Source organism: Paenarthrobacter sp. 10L420, assembly GCF_056395385.1.
The window spans coordinates 36970-53280 of sequence record NZ_JBFTJK010000003.1; the positions used below are offsets into that span (position 1 = coordinate 36970).

Annotated in this window: 13 protein-coding genes; 9 read left to right on the forward strand and 4 right to left on the reverse strand. The window is 62.2% G+C overall.

Translation table 11 applies throughout. The features are described from left to right. Positions 1-60 precede the first annotated feature (60 nt). Positions 61-2241 (reverse strand): alpha-galactosidase, encoded by a 2181-nt coding sequence (locus AC1DD5_RS06920; RefSeq protein ID WP_477520976.1) that lies wholly within the window; start codon positions 2239-2241, stop codon positions 61-63. Between the two features lie 18 nt (positions 2242-2259). Continuing rightward, positions 2260-3531 carry an ROK family transcriptional regulator gene (locus AC1DD5_RS06925; RefSeq protein WP_477520977.1) on the reverse strand — a complete coding sequence of 424 codons (1272 nt, stop codon included), beginning with the start codon at positions 3529-3531 and terminating at the stop codon, positions 2260-2262. A gap of 150 nt (positions 3532-3681) precedes the next feature. Between AC1DD5_RS06925 and AC1DD5_RS06930 the strand changes: the two genes are divergently transcribed. Genes AC1DD5_RS06930 through manA form a run of 9 tightly spaced genes read left to right on the forward strand, consistent with a single transcriptional unit; the run spans position 3682 to position 14378 of the window. After that, positions 3682-5382, forward strand: coding sequence for an ABC transporter substrate-binding protein (locus tag AC1DD5_RS06930; RefSeq protein WP_477517442.1), 1701 nt, complete (start codon positions 3682-3684; stop codon positions 5380-5382). 3 nt (positions 5383-5385) lie between these two features. Further along, the gene (locus tag AC1DD5_RS06935; protein WP_477517443.1) at positions 5386-6375 is read left to right on the forward strand and encodes an ABC transporter permease; all 990 of its coding nucleotides are present in this window, start codon (positions 5386-5388) and stop codon (positions 6373-6375) included. A gap of 14 nt (positions 6376-6389) precedes the next feature. Further along, on the forward strand, positions 6390-7379 hold the full coding sequence (locus AC1DD5_RS06940) for an ABC transporter permease (protein ID WP_477520978.1): 990 nt from the start codon (positions 6390-6392) through the stop codon (positions 7377-7379). Then, positions 7376-8293, forward strand: a complete 918-nt coding sequence (locus AC1DD5_RS06945) for an ABC transporter ATP-binding protein (RefSeq protein WP_477520979.1) — start codon at positions 7376-7378, stop codon at positions 8291-8293. Before AC1DD5_RS06940 ends, AC1DD5_RS06945 begins: the two co-directional genes overlap by 4 nt. Beyond that, positions 8290-9204: an ABC transporter ATP-binding protein gene (locus tag AC1DD5_RS06950; protein ID WP_477517446.1), complete on the forward strand. Its 915-nt coding sequence runs from the start codon at positions 8290-8292 to the stop codon at positions 9202-9204. Before AC1DD5_RS06945 ends, AC1DD5_RS06950 begins: the two co-directional genes overlap by 4 nt. Positions 9205-9214: 10 nt before the next feature. Further along, positions 9215-11746: a glycoside hydrolase family 2 protein gene (locus AC1DD5_RS06955; RefSeq protein WP_477520980.1), complete on the forward strand. Its 2532-nt coding sequence runs from the start codon at positions 9215-9217 to the stop codon at positions 11744-11746. A gap of 6 nt (positions 11747-11752) precedes the next feature. Further along, a complete protein-coding gene (locus tag AC1DD5_RS06960; protein WP_477520981.1) occupies positions 11753-12193 on the forward strand; it encodes a glycosyl hydrolase 2 galactose-binding domain-containing protein in 441 nt (146 codons plus the stop codon). Positions 12194-12211: 18 nt separating this feature from the next. Further along, entirely contained in the window at positions 12212-13153 is a 942-nt protein-coding gene (locus tag AC1DD5_RS06965) for a BadF/BadG/BcrA/BcrD ATPase family protein (protein WP_477520982.1), read from the forward strand. Between the two features lie 34 nt (positions 13154-13187). Beyond that, the gene (gene manA / locus AC1DD5_RS06970; protein ID WP_477520983.1) at positions 13188-14378 is read left to right on the forward strand and encodes a mannose-6-phosphate isomerase, class I; all 1191 of its coding nucleotides are present in this window, start codon (positions 13188-13190) and stop codon (positions 14376-14378) included. Between the two features lie 74 nt (positions 14379-14452). On the opposite strand, the gene AC1DD5_RS06975 is transcribed toward manA, so the two are convergent. Further along, complete coding sequence (locus tag AC1DD5_RS06975; RefSeq protein WP_477520984.1) at positions 14453-14911, reverse strand: acyl-CoA thioesterase; 459 nt, start codon at positions 14909-14911, stop codon at positions 14453-14455. Positions 14912-14918: 7 nt separating this feature from the next. Next, positions 14919-16310, reverse strand: a complete 1392-nt coding sequence (locus tag AC1DD5_RS06980) for an MFS transporter (RefSeq protein ID WP_477520985.1) — start codon at positions 16308-16310, stop codon at positions 14919-14921. Position 16311 lies beyond the last annotated feature (1 nt).

Here is a 16311-nt window from a genome sequence, read left to right on the forward strand (position 1 = left end):
AACCACGGGCGTCAAAACCACACGGCGCCTAGACCGCCGGGCGCCAAAACCACCAGGCGGCTAGACGCTTTGCACGTGCAGAACCAGCGCTTGGGCTGGCCACAGCAAGGGAATCTGCAAGCCTTCCCGGACAAGGACACTCCCCGGAAGCGTCACTTCACCTGCTGACACCCAAGGCGGCGTGATCCAGCCGCGGCGGGCCTCGCCCAATTCCTTGCGAAGCCGGACGCGATAGCGCGTGGAAACGTCCAATCCGTGCAAACGAACCTTCTCCGGCAGGGCGTCTTCCAGAGTCGCCACTGAGGCGATGGTCCACACTCCCTCGCTCTTATCCGGAAGGACGGCTCCCGTCACCCGCAAGGCAGGGTCCAGGACATCGCCGTGTACCGACGTTCCTGTATGCAGCACGTGACGGAGCTCTTTGTATAAGGCAGCGAAGCCCCGCACAGTCTTAAGCTCTTCAGGGCTGCATTCCAGGAGGTTCCACTCAAAGCCTGCGGAGCCCATCAAGCTGGTGGCGGCCCGGTAAGAGAAGTCCACGGTCCTGCCTGAACTATGGGAAGTGGTGGGTCCAACGTGGCCTCCCACCATTTCCGGGGGCAACAGCAACTGGGTCCACCGCTGGATGTCCTGCCGCTCCACAGCGTCATTGGAGTCCGAGGCCCAAACCCTGTCCGCGAACTCCAGAATGCCCAGGTCCGTCCTCGCCCCTCCGCTGGAACAGGACTCGATTTCCAGGCCAGGGTGGGTTTCCTTGAGCTCACGTATCAGCCGGTAGGCCGCCAATGTGTGCTCATGGGTGCCCGGCTTCCCAGGTCCGCCCACCGTGCCCGCATGTACAGGTTCCACGAGGTCCCGGTTGTGGTCCCACTTGATGAAGTCGATTCCAAGCTCATCAATGAGCGCGCTCATTTGACCGCGGATGTGCTCATAGGCGCCGGCGTTGGCCAGATCCACAACAAATTGCGTACGCCAGGACAAATCGTTCGGAGACTGCCAGACGTGGTCCGGATTGTGCAGCAGCCAGTCAGGATGCTTCCTTGCAAGATCCGAGTCCAGGTTCACCATTTCGGGCTCGAACCACAGCCCGAACTGCATTCCAAGCTCATGGACGCGTTTCGCCAAAGGACCCAGTCCCTGGGGCCAAACAGCGTGATCCACTGTCCAGTCTCCCAATCCCTTGGTGTCGTCACGCCTGGCCATGAACCAACCGTCATCGAGGACGAACCTTTCGACTCCAACTTCGGCAGCGCGTTCCGCCAACCGTGTCAGCGTGGCCGGGTCGTGGTCGAAGTACACGGCCTCCCAGGTATTCAGCACCAAAGGCCGGGTGCTGGCCGGGTGCTGCTCCCGCGAGCGCAGGGATTGGTGGAAGCGGGAAGACAAGCCATCAAGCCCGGCATCGGACCACGCGAACCATGCCTTAGGTGTGCTGTAGCTTTCGCCAGGTGCCAACCGCATTTCGCCCGCACGCAGAAGTTCGCCGGCCCCCAGCAGCGTGACCGATTCGGTCATCCGGTCCGTGCGGTACGTGCAGTCGGCGCTCCAGCCCAAGTGGACGGCCCACATCTCCCCGGTCCGGTTCTTAGGCTTATCAAGGCTCGCGATTTCCAGGTGCGGAGCATCATGTCCGCCACGGCCGCGCCTTGTTTCCCGGCTGACCGCACCCCTGGGCATCCCGATCGTGAAGGGCGCTTTCTCCCGCGTCCACCGACCGGAAAACGAGGTCAGCCAGTCTGCGGTCTTCGGCACGGGCATGGTTGCTTCCAGCCAATGGACGTCAAGGGCGGCCGCTCCTTGGTTCACCAGGCGGTGCACCACCGTGACCACCCCGCCTGGCGTCAAGGCAAGCGCGCTGTGAATTTCCAGACCGTTGGCGATGTCAGCGGCAGTGACTTCCACCTCGTAGTCGCTGGCATCGACGTCGGTTACCGTCCACCGCGGAAAGACCGGCGCGCCCTCCCGGGTGACTACCAACCCGGGTCGACCTGCCCAGCCATCACCTTCCTGCGGCAGAATGCTGAGCTGCCACGCGGCGTCGAGCGTTCCGGGCGGCGTTTGGCGAGCGCTGGCAAGCACCAAAGCGTCGAGGTCACCGCTCTCCAAGGGCCCGATGTCCGCACCCCAATGCAGGACGGAGGGCAGGCCCGTTGGCAGATGCCTAAGGACGAGGCTGACGCCATCGCGGCGCAGCATGGTGAACTGCTGCACCTGCTGCAAGGGCTCTAAAAGTTGGGACATGCGTTCCTCCGGGATCGTTCAGGGGTTGAGGCTGGCAAATTGTTGATGGTTGTGTCCGTGAAAGTACGACGGCGGAACGGGCTTCCGCTCCTTGGTGGCGCTGGCCGTTCGGAGTACCTGCAAAGAGCCTCCGATGGCGGCGGCGAGCGAACCATGCGAGGACAGGACGACGTCGATTGGCTGCAGCTCGCGGTTGAAGGCGGCGGCGTTGACGGTTGCCGAGATCGTGTCGCGGATGAGCGGGCCGGCCGCCGAGAAGGCTGGCCCGGCAAGCACCACTGTGCTGAGGTCGAAGAGGTTCACCAAGGTCACTGCGACCTGTCCTAGCCCGCGTGCCGCGTCCTGGAGCAAAAGCCGGGCAGGGGCATCACCGGCCATCGCCGCCGATGAAATGAGTTCAAAATCGTTGAGCGTTTCCGCGGGATTGTCCTTGAGTCCCAAGCGGTCACGTAGCGCCACGTCCCCCACGGCCTTGGCCACTACAGCAGCTGCGCCGCAGAGATTCTCCACGCATCCCCTGTTGCCGCATTCACAGAGCGGTCCGTCTGCGTCGAGGGTGATGTGGCCAATCTCCACCGTGTTGGAGCCACTTCCGCGATATACCTCCCGGTTCACTACGGCTCCGCCACCCAGGCCACTTGCCATGTAGATCACTCCGAAAGAATCGGCGGCGACGTCCCCTAGCCATTGCTCGCCTATCGCGGCAGCAGTGGCATCGTTCTCCAGGATCACGGGCAGTCCAGTGAGCCGTGACAGCGACGGGACGAGCGGATGGCCGTACCACTGCGGACCGGGACGGGGCGCAAGAAGAGTGCCCTTGATCCTGTCCTGCGGACCGTGCGTGACAAGGCTTATTCCGAGCACACTCTCGAGCGGCACCTCCTGGACCTCAAGGAGTTTGTGGATGTGGGCAGCAAGAATCTGAAGCATCTCTTCAGGGCTGTGGCTCCCTGATCCTTGGAGCGTCTTTTCTGCCACCAAGCGCCCGGTGAAGTCGGCGAGAACCACGGAGCTGGTGCATCGATCCATTTGGACCCCCACTGCGTAGTGTGCTTGAGCCCGGAGCCTGAGGAGCCGTCTGGGCTGCCCACCTGTTGAGCGGGACTGCCCCACCTCCCGCACCAGGCCGTCGTCGAGCAGTTCGCGGATCACGTTGGTGATAGTGCCCGGCGTCAGGCCCGTGGCACCTACCAGTTCCACCCGGCTGACCGTTCCCCGAGTGCGCATGATGTCCAGCAACCTGGCCCGGGTTGATGGGCCCGGCGGTGGATGCGGCGTAATGGTCCTCACCCTTCTCCTCTTCAAATCTGTAACAGTGGCTGGGTTCATAATAACTTGACTGACTTAATTTAATCACCTAACTTTTTCATAGGTCGTGATCCACGGCACATAAAAACCCCAGCCGGTCATAGCGGTCCGGCTAGATGAAAGGGACCAGGGATGCTCCTCAACTTTCCAAACCGGGCTGCCAAACTTCGGCGCAGCACCCTTGCAATGGCCGCCGGCGCGACTGCACTCGGCCTCCTCCTCAGCGGTTGTTCAGGCGGCGGAACCAGCGCAGCAGGCGACTCAACACTGATCGCATACACCGGTCAGGCCGGCGACTACCAGATCAACTTCAACCCGTTCTCGCCCTCCCAGGTAGCGGGGCCGGGGGCTATCTTCGAGCCGCTCTTTTACCAAAACAAGGCGGCAGCAGATGCCAAGCCTGAGCCACTCCTCGGCAAGGAATTCACCTGGAACGAGGCCGGCACCCAGCTCTCCGTCACTCTTCGCGAGGGCGTGAAATGGAGCGACGGCGAAGCCTTCACGGCAAATGACGTGGCCTTCACCTTCAACCTGCTCAAGCAACATCCCGCGCTGAACAGCTTGGGATTCAAGGGAACCGTGAACGTGGTGGACCCTAACCACGTCACGTTCGTGTGGGACAGCCCCGCCTTTGTCACAGGACCGGACATCCTCACGCAGGCCGTTATTGTTCCCGAGCACATCTGGTCAAAGATCAACCCCGAGACCGACGTCGTGGAAAAGCCGGTAGGGACTGGCGCCTACCAGTTGGCGGACTTCAAGCCCCAGGCATTTACGCTGAAGGCCAACCCCACCTACTGGGGCGGCGAACCGGCCGTCAAGAACGTTCGATACATCGCCCTTTCCGGCAACACCGCAGGTGCTGACGCCATCGCTTCAGGCACCATCGACTGGCAAACCGGCCCTGTTCCGGACATTCAGAACGTGTCCAAGAATTTCCCCAAGTATGAGAAGCAAACAGTGGCCCAAAGCCAGCAGGTCCTGGCCGCCTGCGCCAACGCGGACCTTGGCTGCACAGGACCGCAGACAGACCCGGCAGTCCGGAAAGCCCTCTACCTCGCCATCGACCGCACCCAGCTGAACAAGCTGGCCTACGAGAACACGGCGTCACCCATCTCGCCGTCATTCGCCCTGACCGACACCCAGGCTGAATGGATCTCGACGGCGGTGAAGCCCACCACTGCGCCCGAAACAGCTGATACCCAGGGGGCACAACAAACCCTGGAGGCAGCCGGATGGGCCAAGGGCTCAGATGGAATCTACGCAAAGAACGGCCAGAAGCTCAGCCTGACCGTTGAGGTCGTGACGGGATGGACGGACTACATCACCGCAATCCAGACCATTTCCGAGCAGGCCAAAGCCGCTGGAATCGACGTCCAGGCTTCGCAGTCTTCCTGGAACGAGTGGACCGACAAGCGCAGCAAGGGCAAGTTCCAGCTGGCCATCGATTCGCTGTACCAAGGGCCAGCGGCAGACCCTTACTACGTCTACAACTACTTCTTCTCCTCCGCCACCTCGGCGCCAGTGGGCCAAACTGCAGGCACGAACTACGCGCGGTACTCAAACCCAGCAGTCGACGCAGCCCTGGAATCGGTCAAGAACCTCCGTTTCGACAACAAAGCCGAACGGCAGAAGCAGTTTGACATCATCCAGGCGGCCATCCTCAAGGACATGCCTTACATCCCCGTGGTAACCGGAGGCACCACCAGCATCTGGAACAAGGCCAAGTTCACTGGCTGGCCCAGCGAAGAGAACATGTATGCCTTCCCCGCAGTCTGGTCCCGCTTGGATGCTGCCCAAATCTTCAAGTCCCTCAAGCCCGCTGAAGGCTAAACAGTGAACTACGTCATCCGAAAACTGGGCTTCTATGCCGCAGCTCTCTGGGCGGCCTTGACCCTGAACTTCATCATCCCCCGGATGTTGCCAGGCAATCCCGTGGACATCCTGCTGGCCAAGCTCCAACAGCGGGGAGGCAGCATCACCGCTGAGACGCGCCAGTCCTACGCCATCCTCCTGGGTGGTGATGACTCGCAGCCCATCCTCGCGCAGTACTGGTCTTACCTGAGCAACATCTTCCGGGGCGATCTCGGAGTGTCCATCAGCTACTTCCCGGCTAAAGTTACGGACGTCATCGGAGCATCAATGCCGTGGACAGTGATCCTGGTAGGCGTCTCCACCATCATTGCCGCCACCCTGGGAATCCTGCTCGGAGCCTTCGTTGGCTGGAGGCCCGGTACGTGGCTGGACTCCTTGGTTCCAGCGACAACGCTTCTTGCCGCCGTCCCCTACTTCTGGCTCGCCTTGGTGCTGGTGTACATCCTCTCCCGTGGACTCGGCCTCTTCCCGGGCCAAGGAGGCTACAACGTGGTCCTCGACCCCGGATTGAACGGCCCTTTCATCCTCTCGGCCATAGAACACGCAGTCCTTCCTGCCCTGACCATTGTCATCGCATCCCTCGGAGGATGGCTGTTGGGAATGCGCAACATGATGGTCTCGACGTTGTCAGAGGACTATGTCCTCACGGCCCGGGCCAAGGGACTTCCGGACCGCTGGATCCTGCGTAACTACGCTGCCCGTAACGCGGTTCTCCCGTCCGTTGCCGGTTTTGCCATCTCGCTCGGGTTCGTCGTCTCGGGCTCCGTGGTGACCGAGCAGGTCTTCTCATACCCGGGAATCGGATCGCGGCTGCTGGCGGCAGTGACCAACAACGATTACGCACTCATGCAGGGCGTGTTCCTGTACATCACCATCGCTGTCCTCGCAGCGAACCTCCTGGTCGACCTCCTCTACAGCCTGGTCGATCCCCGGACACGGGCCAAAGGCTAAGGAGCGCAACCCACATGACCAACATCCAGTCCATATCAGGGCAGGCAAACGCAACGGAAGAACTGGCCACCATGGCCCGCGGTCGCGGCCAACGGCCCAAACCGGCCTGGCGCCTCATGCTCCCCACCCCAACCCCGTGGCTGATCACAGGCCTGGCCCTCATCGGATCCATCATGGTTTTCGGTGCCATCGGCCCCTTGTTGGTGGGCGATCCCGCCGCCATCAGCAACATAGGACTCAGTGGGCCCACTGGCGAGCACTGGCTAGGCACCACGCAAACCGGGCAGGACGTCTTGGCTCAGCTTGCCCATGCAACCCGCGGATCACTCCAGATCGGCTTCCTGGTAGGTGTTCTTGCAACCGTCCTCTCCGCGTTCTTTGGCATCTACGGCGCCTACATCGGTGGATTCGCAGATGAGGTCTTCTCCCTGCTCTCCAACGTGTTCCTGGTGATCCCGGGCCTGCCGCTGGTCATCGTGATCTCCGGCTTCGTGCCTCGCGAGAGCCGCGGATTATGGACCATCGCAGTGGTCCTTGCCCTGACCAGTTGGGCCGCGTCGGCCAGGGTCCTTCGCGCACAAACCCTGTCCGTGAGGAATCGCGATTACGTTGCAGCGTCGAGGGTTTCCGGCGAGCGCGCGTGGCGCGTTATCGCCGTCGAAATCCTGCCCAACCTTCTGCCGGTTCTCGCGTCCCAGTTCGTGTTCTCCGTGATCGCGGCGATTCTCGGCGAAGCCGGATTGTCGTTCCTTGGACTAGGTGCCTCAAGTTCGTCCACCCTCGGCACCATGCTGTTCTATGCGCAGAACGGGTTCGCCCTGCCGTTGGGAGCGTGGTGGTGGTTCCTCCCGCCAGGGCTGATGATCGCCCTCTTCGGCATGGGACTCTCGCTGATCAACTTCTCCATAGACGAGATCATCAACCCGAAACTCAAGAATGTCCGGCTCGTGCGGAAACGCGCACGGCAGGCTGCCCGGATCGAAAAGAAGGCTGTGACCTCATGAGCGCCGACCTCGCACTCGGGCAAGCGCCCGTCCGCACAACCCGCGGACCCGTTCTAACGGTCAAGAACCTGAGCGTCGTCTATGAGACGGATCATCCAGTGCCAGCTGTCAAGAACGCAAGCTTCGAGCTGGGCCGCGGTGAGATCCTTGGCCTGGCTGGCGAATCCGGCTGCGGTAAGACCACGTTGGCCTACGCCATCAACCGCCTCCACCAACCCCCAGCCCGTATCGCATCCGGTGAAGTCACCTTCCACGACCGCGACGGCCACGACGTGGACCTCCTGGAGTTGGAGGACGAGGCCCTGCGCCGCTTCCGCTGGTCAAAACTGTCCATGGTTTTCCAGGGTGCCATGAACGCGCTGAACCCTGTCCGCACCGTCGGCAACCAACTGGACGATACGCTCCGTGCGCACGAGCCGAGCCTCCGCAAGGCGGCACGGCAGGCCCGCTGCGCCGAAGTGCTCAGGCTCGTGGGTGTAGACCCCCAGCGCCTGCGTTCCTACCCGCATGAATTATCAGGAGGGATGCGGCAACGCGTCATGATCGCCATGGCCATGCTCCTGGAACCGCAGGTCATGATCATGGACGAACCCACCACCGCACTTGATGTGGTGGTCCAGCGGGACATCCTGCGGGAGATCGTGAGGCTGAAAGAGGAGCTGAACTTCGCCGTCGTATTCATCACGCATGACCTGCCGTTGCTTCTGGAAATCAGTGATCGCATCGCCGTGATGCTGCGGGGCGAGATTGTGGAATTGGACAGCGCGGAGTCGCTCTACCGCTCAGCGTCCCATCCCTACACCCGCAAACTTCTCGCCTCGTTCCCCAGCCTCAGCGGCGGCCGGGGCGCGTTCATCCGTTCCGGCGAGGACTCTGGCTTTGGCGGGAACTACGACTTCGAGGAGCAGCCATGACATCCGTCTCCGTGACCAACCTGACCAAGGAATACACGCTTCGAGAGGGATTTCGACGGCGGTCCTTGCGGGCGGTGGACCGCGTCAGCTTCGATTTGCTGCCAGGCAAAACGGTGGCCTTGGTAGGGGAATCAGGATCGGGGAAGTCAACCATCGCCAAGTTGCTGACCCAGATGGAGAAACCGACATCCGGCTCGGTCTCTGTTCAGTTGGATGATAAAACCCCTGTGCTCGGATCTGTCTATCGTCGTCACGTGCAAATGGTGTTCCAGGACCCCTTTGCCTCGCTGAACCCCTTCCATTCGATCGAACACCACATCGCCCGGCCCTTAAGGATCCACGGGCGCACACGGACGGCCGCTGAAACACACCACCGCGTTCTGGAGATGCTCGAACGCGTGAACCTGACGCCCGCAGAAGTGATCGCCGCCAAGCGTCCACACGAGCTTTCCGGTGGTCAGCGCCAGCGGGTTGCCATCGCCCGCGCTTTGGCACCCGGTGCCCAGGTGTTGATCGCCGACGAGCCCGTATCCATGTTGGACGTCTCCATCCGCCTGGGCGTATTGAACCTGCTGGGACGGTTGCAGCGCGAAGACAATCTCGCAGTCCTCTACATCACCCATGATCTGGCCACTGCCCGGCATTTCTCCGATGAAATCCTTGTCCTTTACAGGGGCAGGGTGGTGGAGCGCGGGCCCTCGGATGATGTCATCCTCAACCCACAGCACCCCTACACCCAGCTGTTGGCCCAGGCTGCCCCGGATCCGGAACGCGTTGGCAAAGTGGCTGCCAGCGAGCTTCCGCCGGATCGTGACGCCATAGACAACACTGTGTGCTTCAACCACTTCAGCAAACGGTGGGTACATATGGACGAAATAGCCGCAGAACTTCCTACTCTCGAACACAACTAGGACCAAGAAGATGATCTCGACGCCATTGAATGACGGTTGGACAGTAGCTCCCGTGGCTGGACCGGTACCAGCTGAAATCCCTGCACGCGTGCCGGCCTTAGTACCCGGGTCCGTACATACGGACCTACTGCGGGCTGGACTCATCCCGGATCCTTATCTGGACTCAAATGAGAAGAAGCTGCAGTGGATGCACCACGTCGATTGGTGCTACGAGCTGCCACTGACGCTCCCCGTTCCTGGGGAAGGCGAGCGCGTCGACCTCGTTTTCGATGGCGTGGACACGGTCGGCAGCATCAAGCTCGGGGACGTCGAGCTGGGACGCACGGCGAACATGCACCGCTCGTATAGGTTCGATGCCAGATCCGCTGCTGATGGAACAGGGAAAACACTGGCCGTCACGCTGCGTTCCGCTACCGCTTACGCCGAGGAACTTCGTGCAGCCTTGGGTGACCGCCCCAGCGCGTATCACCCCGTGCCATTCAACTTCGTCAGGAAAATGGCGTGCAGCTTCGGTTGGGACTGGGGTCCGGATCTGAGGACAGCAGGGCTGTGGAAAGAAGCCAGGATTGAGCGCTGGTCCGTGGCGCGGATAGCCCAGGTTACTCCGCTGGTCACTGTAGCTCCCGATGGAACAGGATCCGTGGAGCTTCGGGTCTTGATTGAGCGCTCCGGGCTTGGCCATGAGGGTGAGCTTGCCTTGTCAGCCACCGTTTTGGGGCAAGCAGTCACCGCAGCAGTCCCAGTTGGCAGTGATTCCGCCGTCCTGAGGCTGGAGGTTCCCAATGCTCCGTTGTGGTGGCCCGCTGGCTACGGTGATCAGCCCTTGGCCGAGCTACAGGTCCGTCTGAACGAATCCAGCGGCGTCGAACTTGATTCATGGGAACGCCGGATCGGTTTCCGTAACGTGGACCTCGATACCAGCAAGGACGAGACTGGCACGGCCTTCACCCTCAGCGTCAACGGCACACCCGTGTTCGTCAAGGGCGCCAACTGGATCCCGGATGATCATTTGCTGACCCGGATCACGCGTGACCGGATCGAGCGTCGAGTGGATCAAGCCCTCGGAGCGAACATGAACCTGCTCCGCGTGTGGGGTGGAGGGATCTACGAAACAGAAGACTTCTACGAGGCCTGCGATGAGCGTGGCGTTCTTGTGTGGCAGGATTTCCTGCTCGCCTGCGCTTCCTACCCGGAGGAGTCACAGGTCTGGGAGGAGATCGAGGCGGAGGCCCGCGAAAACGTGGTTCGGCTCTCTTCCCACCCTTCCCTGGTGGTCTGGAACGGCGGAAACGAAAACGTCTGGGGCCACGAAGATTGGGGCTGGAAGGAAGAGCTGGGAGGACGGAGTTGGGGTGATCTCTATGCCCACGAACTCCTCGGCGGGATCGTTGCTGAGCTTGATCCCACACGCCCTTACTGCGATAACAGCCCCTACTCCCCCGGCCAGAAGCCGGAGGACATTCACCCGAACGATCCCGATCACGGCACGCATCACCAGTGGGAGGTGTGGAACAGGATCGACTACTCCGAATACCGGAGCGAGATTCCCAGGTTCTGCTCCGAATTTGGGTTCCAGGGCCCTCCGACCTGGCGCACTCTGAGCGACTTTGTGCACGCAGTCGACGGCGGCCCGCTGGCTAATGCAGCCAACGGGAAGGAGGACCAGAATTTCCTGGTCCATCAGAAAGCGGACGACGGCAACGGAAAGCTGGATCGAGGCCTGGAGCGGCATCTGGGCATACCCGCCGACTTCCAGGACTGGCACTGGGCTACCCAGCTCAACCAGGCACGCGCAGTGCGATATGCGATTGAGCATTACCGCTCATGGTGGCCCCGCACGGCAGGGGCCATCGTGTGGCAGCTCAACGACTGCTGGCCCGTCACCTCCTGGGCGGCAGTGGACTCGGAAGAAAGGCCCAAGCCCCTGTGGCATGCCCTGCGACTGGCGTACGCACCACGGATCATCTCCCTCGGAGACCGTGATGGCCAGTTGGCGGTCTCCTTGGTGAACGATACGGACGAGACCTGGAGCGGTCCCTTGACCCTTTGCCTGCAGACGCTCGATGGTGCAGTCCGGAACGAACACGAAGAACTGGTGGAAGTTCCCGCCCGCGCCGTGCTCACGCTGCCGGTTCGGCAGGATTTGTCGACACCCGAGGACCCCTCCAACGAAGCCTTGGTGGTCAGCCTCGGACCGGAGCGCGTTGTCCACACGTTCGTGGAAGACATCAGCCTTCGACTCAACCCTGAGCCGTTGGAAGCCTCGGTCAAGGCGGTGAAAGGGGGTTACGCGATCAGCGTGAAGGCAACATCGCTGGCCCGTGACATCACCCTCCAGGTGGATCGTGTAGATCCAGATGCCCGGGTCGACCATGCACTGGTCACCTTGCCTGCCGGTTCGGAATGGACGTTCATGGTAACCACCGGATCCAGTGTGGTGGATCCTTTGGACTTCATCTCGCCTGCCGTCCTCAGGACGGCAAACGATCTGCGCGCAGTGCCCACGGCGCCGCTCCCCGCGAACGCCGCCCTGGCTGTCTGATCCGTCATGAGAGATTACTTCGATGCGGAGCTGAAAACCGACGTCCTGCACCGCAGCCTGACTTCAGGTTGGCACATGCGCCTCCTTGCGGGACCAGCACCCCGCGGCGTATCCGGCCAGCTGATCCCCACGTCACGTCCTGGAGCCATCCGCCAGGATTTAGCATCTGCAGGCCTCTTGGCCAGCGCAACGGCGGAGTGGATTGCGCATTGTGGATGGGAGTACAGCCTGGACTTTCCTTGGCGAAGCACAGGGAAACCAAGCACCAAACTGATCTTCCACGGACTGACACCGTCCGCCTCGGCGAGCATCAATGGCCATGCACTTGGATCCAGCCCCGGCCGGGAACCGGTGCTCCACGATGTTGGCGCCTTCCTCCTGAACGGCATCAATACCCTCAAAATCACCGTCAATCCCGGCGCTTCATCAGGCGCCGGGAACAGCTGACCAACGAAAGCAATCCCTGTGATCCCTCCCTCCACCGTCGTCGCCATTGATGGCGGTCAGTCCTCCATCCGCGCCAGGCTACTGGCCGGGACAGCCACAAAACTGGAACGCGAATTTCCCCCGCTCCTCACCGATGGCCCTCTCATGCCCCAGCTCGAACGCGTCATCCGCTCAGTCCTCACAGGGCAGCCGGGGGAAGGAGTTCACGTTGCTGCAGCGCTTTCCGGCCTGACTCCCGCCAATGCTGACGCCGGAAGCATTTTGGCGGCCTGCGAAGACCTCGGCGTCACCGCGATCCGCTTGGCGCACGACTCCATCTCGGGCTACCTCGGCTGCCTTGGCGAGCGCGGTGGAGCAGCGCTGGCGGCCGGCACCGGCGTCGTGACCCTTGCGACCGGACCCGGCGGGTACTCGCGCGTAGATGGTTGGGGGAACATCATGGGCGACGCTGGAAGCGGGTACTGGATTGGGCGGGCAGGCCTGGACGCCGCCATGCGGGCGCACGACGGACGGGGACATCCGACCGCGATTCTCGAAGTGGTCCAGCAGGATTTCCCGGATGTAGAGACGGCCTACATTGAGATCCAATCCAAGCCCGAGCGGATCTCGTTCGTAGCCTCCTACGCCCGCACCATCATTGATCTCTCCGACCATGACCAGGTCTCGGCGCGGATCGTTGATCATGCCACCGATGAGCTGGCGTTATCCGTGGGCGCCAGCCTCCGCAACACCGGCTGGACGCCGGCGGACAACCCCTCCATCAGCTGGGTGGGAAAGATCCTGTCAAACCCAAGGGTTGCCTTGCCCTTGCAACGCAAACTGGAACAGGCCTGGCCAAACGCCGAGATCCTTGCACCTCTGGGAGGCCCCTTGGACGGCGTGGCACAACTGGCGACCCTTCCGACAGATCACCCTCTTCACGCGCTGCTGCACACGGCCTCGGTTCACACCGCGTCGTAGTGAGCCCACAAACCATAAGAAAAGGAACCATCCCGTGCATTTACTGACAGGCGCCCGGCGCTCCTATGACTGGGGATCCATCGCGGCCATGCCCGAATTCCTCAACCTGACTCCTGACGGGGAGCCCTTTGCCGAACTCTGGCTGGGGGCGCATCCCACAGGTCCATCCACCGTCGAAGCGCCCGGAGGAGCGGAAGGGCTGGATGAATTCGTCAGCCGGAATGAACGCAGGCACCTGGGAGAAAGGGTAATGGCAGGCTTTGGACGCTTGCCATACCTGGTCAAGCTCCTGGCGCCAGCAAAGCCACTCTCCATCCAGGTCCATCCGACGCGGGAGCTGGCCGAGCGCGGCTACCGCGAAGAAGAAAGCCGGGGAGTGCCCCTGTCAGATCCGCGGCGCAGCTTCAAGGATCGAAGCAACAAGCCCGAAATGGTCTATGCCATCACCGCGTTCGAGGGACTCGTCGGATTCCGGCCACTTGAAGAGATAGTGCGGCTCCTGGACGCCATTGCGGGGCCGTTGTCACCGGTGAGGGCACTGCTCAGTGACGTACGGGCTGAGGACGGGCTCAAGCTGATGCTGGAAACCATGGTCGGCCTGGACGCGGAAGTCATCAACGCTGTGGTCGGAATTTCTGCGTCCTCGGCCGCGTCTCATCCGGACCCTGACGTCCGGGCAGCGTGCGCGACGGTTGTCGAACTCGCACAACAGTACCCCGGCGACGTCGGCGCGGTAGTTTCCCTGGTGTTGAACCGTGTCCAGCTCGAGCCTGGCCAGCTCGTCTTTCTTGGCGACGGCGTTCCACATGCCTACCTTGGCGGATTTGGCCTGGAAATCATGGCCAACTCGGACAACGTCCTCCGGCTGGGCCTCACCTCGAAGCACATCGATATCGAGTCCATGCTCCATGCCATTGACTTCTCGTCCTGGGGCTTCGACGTTTCCACCGGGCCGGGCGACGCGGTGACACACGTGTTCGGACCTCCAGTCCCGGAATTCGCCCTCAGCATCACTCGCCCGAACCGATCAGCAGAAGGCAAGGTCATCCTGCCCGGCGACGGACCCCGCATCCTGGTCTGCCTCGACGGTGACATCACGGCCGCTACCAACGCCGCTCCCCATGGGCGAAGCATCACCAGGGGGCAGTCACTGTTCGTCTCCGCGGCCGACGGCGACATCACCGTCCGCGGGCACGGTACGCTAGCGCAGGCCTTCGTCCCGTAGGGGCACGTCCGCCGAGATGGCATTTAAACCCAATGCCAAGGCTCAACATTGGGGTTATCTGCCATCTCGCGAGGCTATTCGGCGGCCTGCACAGCGCGGACAAAATGTTCCGGCCAAGGCTGCGCGGCGGTGGTGCCGTTGGGGACATGGACCGTGGTGACCGTCCCGAAGGCGGCCACCTCGCTGCCGTCCGACGATGCACCCTGGTGAGTGACGCCGTCGGGCGTTCCGCCAGCATCTTCACGCGAGTGGCCGCGGACCTCGAAGGCCATGGTCAGCGAGGTCCGGCCGAGCGCGTGGATTTTCACCGTGGCGGTGACGCGCTGGCCGAACCAGAGCTTGGCCTTGTAGTTGATCACCTGCTGGACGCGAGGAGCGTTGGGAAAGTAGTCCGGCAGCTCCAGGGAGCGGAACAGCTCTGCCTCGGCGGCTTCCACCCATCGGAGGATGGCCGAGTTGTGTTGGTGGCCGGAGGCATCGGTGTCTACCCACTCAACCGTCCGCTCAACACTCGCTTCAGGAAACGCGTCCATGATTCTCCTAGTGGGTGCTGACTACCGCGGTCTCGTCGTCCGGATCCGCGACGTCGGCTCCCGCGCTGGGCGCAACAACTGTCACCTCGGGTTGCGGCTTCGGAATCATTGCGACGGCGGCTGCTGCCACCACTGCGATGCCCGCGAAGATCGCGAAGTTGGCCTCGAACGGCAGCTTGGAACCTGCAATCCAACCGCCGATCAGTGGTCCGGAGATCGCGCCCAGACGGGCAAAGCTGAGGGCCCAACCCGTGGCGGTACCGCGCACCTTGGCCGGGTAGTAATCTGCGATGTAGCCCGTGAGGACCAGCGACGTGGAGATGGAACCGATGCCTGCGAAGGCCACGAACAGCAGGTTGACCACCATGGTGTTGGGGAAGACGAGGAGCATGATGCCCAGGCCACCCAGGATGTAAAACACCACCAAGATGAGCTTCTTGCCGTACTTGTCTGCCGCACGGCCCAGGAGTAGGCCGCCGATGGCCGATGCCAAGCTGAAGACCAACAGGAACGTCAGGGACGAGCCGAGATCGTAACCGGCCTTCTTCATGATGCTCGGCAGCCAGGTGTTGAGCCCGTAGACGAGTACCAGGCCGCAGAACAGGGAGATCCAGAAGAACACCGTGGAGCGCAGGTACTTCCTGGAGAACATCGTGGTAATGGTCTTCCACCACGGATCGGCGGTGTGTGAGGCGGCCGGGGAACCGGGCTGCGCCACCGTTGCAACCGGCTGGTAGTCGGCGATCTCCAGCTTGGCAGCCAAGGCTTTGGCCTCCGTCTTACGTCCCTTGGACTCGAGGTACTCCAACGATTCGGGGAGGAACTTCCAAATGATGGGCAGCAGGACAATCGGCGCGGCACCAATAGCGATGACCGCCCGCCAGCCACCAACCGGCAGCACGAACATCGCAGCAAGCGCGGCCGCAACGATGCCCAGCGAGTAGCCCGAATACATGAGGCCGTAGTTGTAGGAACGCCTATTGGGAGCTGAGTACTCGATTGTCAGGGCTGCGGCCACGGGGATGACGCCGCCCATGCCGAGTCCCCCAATGAGGCGGAAGATGCCAAACAGCTCGGGCGTGGGAGCCCAGGCCGCACCTGCCTGGGTGATCGTGAAGATGACCATGGAAGCCAACAGCATCTTCTTACGGCCTACGAGGTCGCTGAGAGTCCCGATGAACAGGGCTCCAATAAGCATGCCGATCAAGGCATATGATCCCAGCCCACCCAGGGCAAGCGGGCTGAGGTTCCATTGCTTGTACTCGGCCAGCGCCGGAAGCACTGCCCCCAGAACGCCGACGTCGTAACCCTCAGCGAGGATGGCGAGCCAGCAGCAAATCAGCACCAAGCCGGTGGTGCGCTTGGGCACGTTCCAGTCATTAAGCGGTGCGGCGGCCATG

Excerpts from the sequence above, each read along its gene's own strand:
- AC1DD5_RS06980 (WP_477520985.1), bottom strand. The coding sequence starts at position 16,310 with ATGGCCGCCGCACCGCTTAATGACTGGAACGTGCCCAAGCGCACCACC.
- AC1DD5_RS06920 (WP_477520976.1), bottom strand. The coding sequence starts at position 2,241 with ATGTCCCAACTTTTAGAGCCCTTGCAGCAGGTGCAGCAGTTCACCATG.
- AC1DD5_RS06940 (WP_477520978.1), top strand. The coding sequence starts at position 6,390 with ATGACCAACATCCAGTCCATATCAGGGCAGGCAAACGCAACGGAAGAA.
- AC1DD5_RS06945 (WP_477520979.1), top strand. The coding sequence starts at position 7,376 with ATGAGCGCCGACCTCGCACTCGGGCAAGCGCCCGTCCGCACAACCCGC.
- AC1DD5_RS06960 (WP_477520981.1), top strand. The coding sequence starts at position 11,753 with ATGAGAGATTACTTCGATGCGGAGCTGAAAACCGACGTCCTGCACCGC.
- AC1DD5_RS06955 (WP_477520980.1), top strand. The coding sequence starts at position 9,215 with ATGATCTCGACGCCATTGAATGACGGTTGGACAGTAGCTCCCGTGGCT.
- AC1DD5_RS06930 (WP_477517442.1), top strand. The coding sequence starts at position 3,682 with ATGCTCCTCAACTTTCCAAACCGGGCTGCCAAACTTCGGCGCAGCACC.
- AC1DD5_RS06975 (WP_477520984.1), bottom strand. The coding sequence starts at position 14,911 with ATGGACGCGTTTCCTGAAGCGAGTGTTGAGCGGACGGTTGAGTGGGTA.
- AC1DD5_RS06950 (WP_477517446.1), top strand. The coding sequence starts at position 8,290 with ATGACATCCGTCTCCGTGACCAACCTGACCAAGGAATACACGCTTCGA.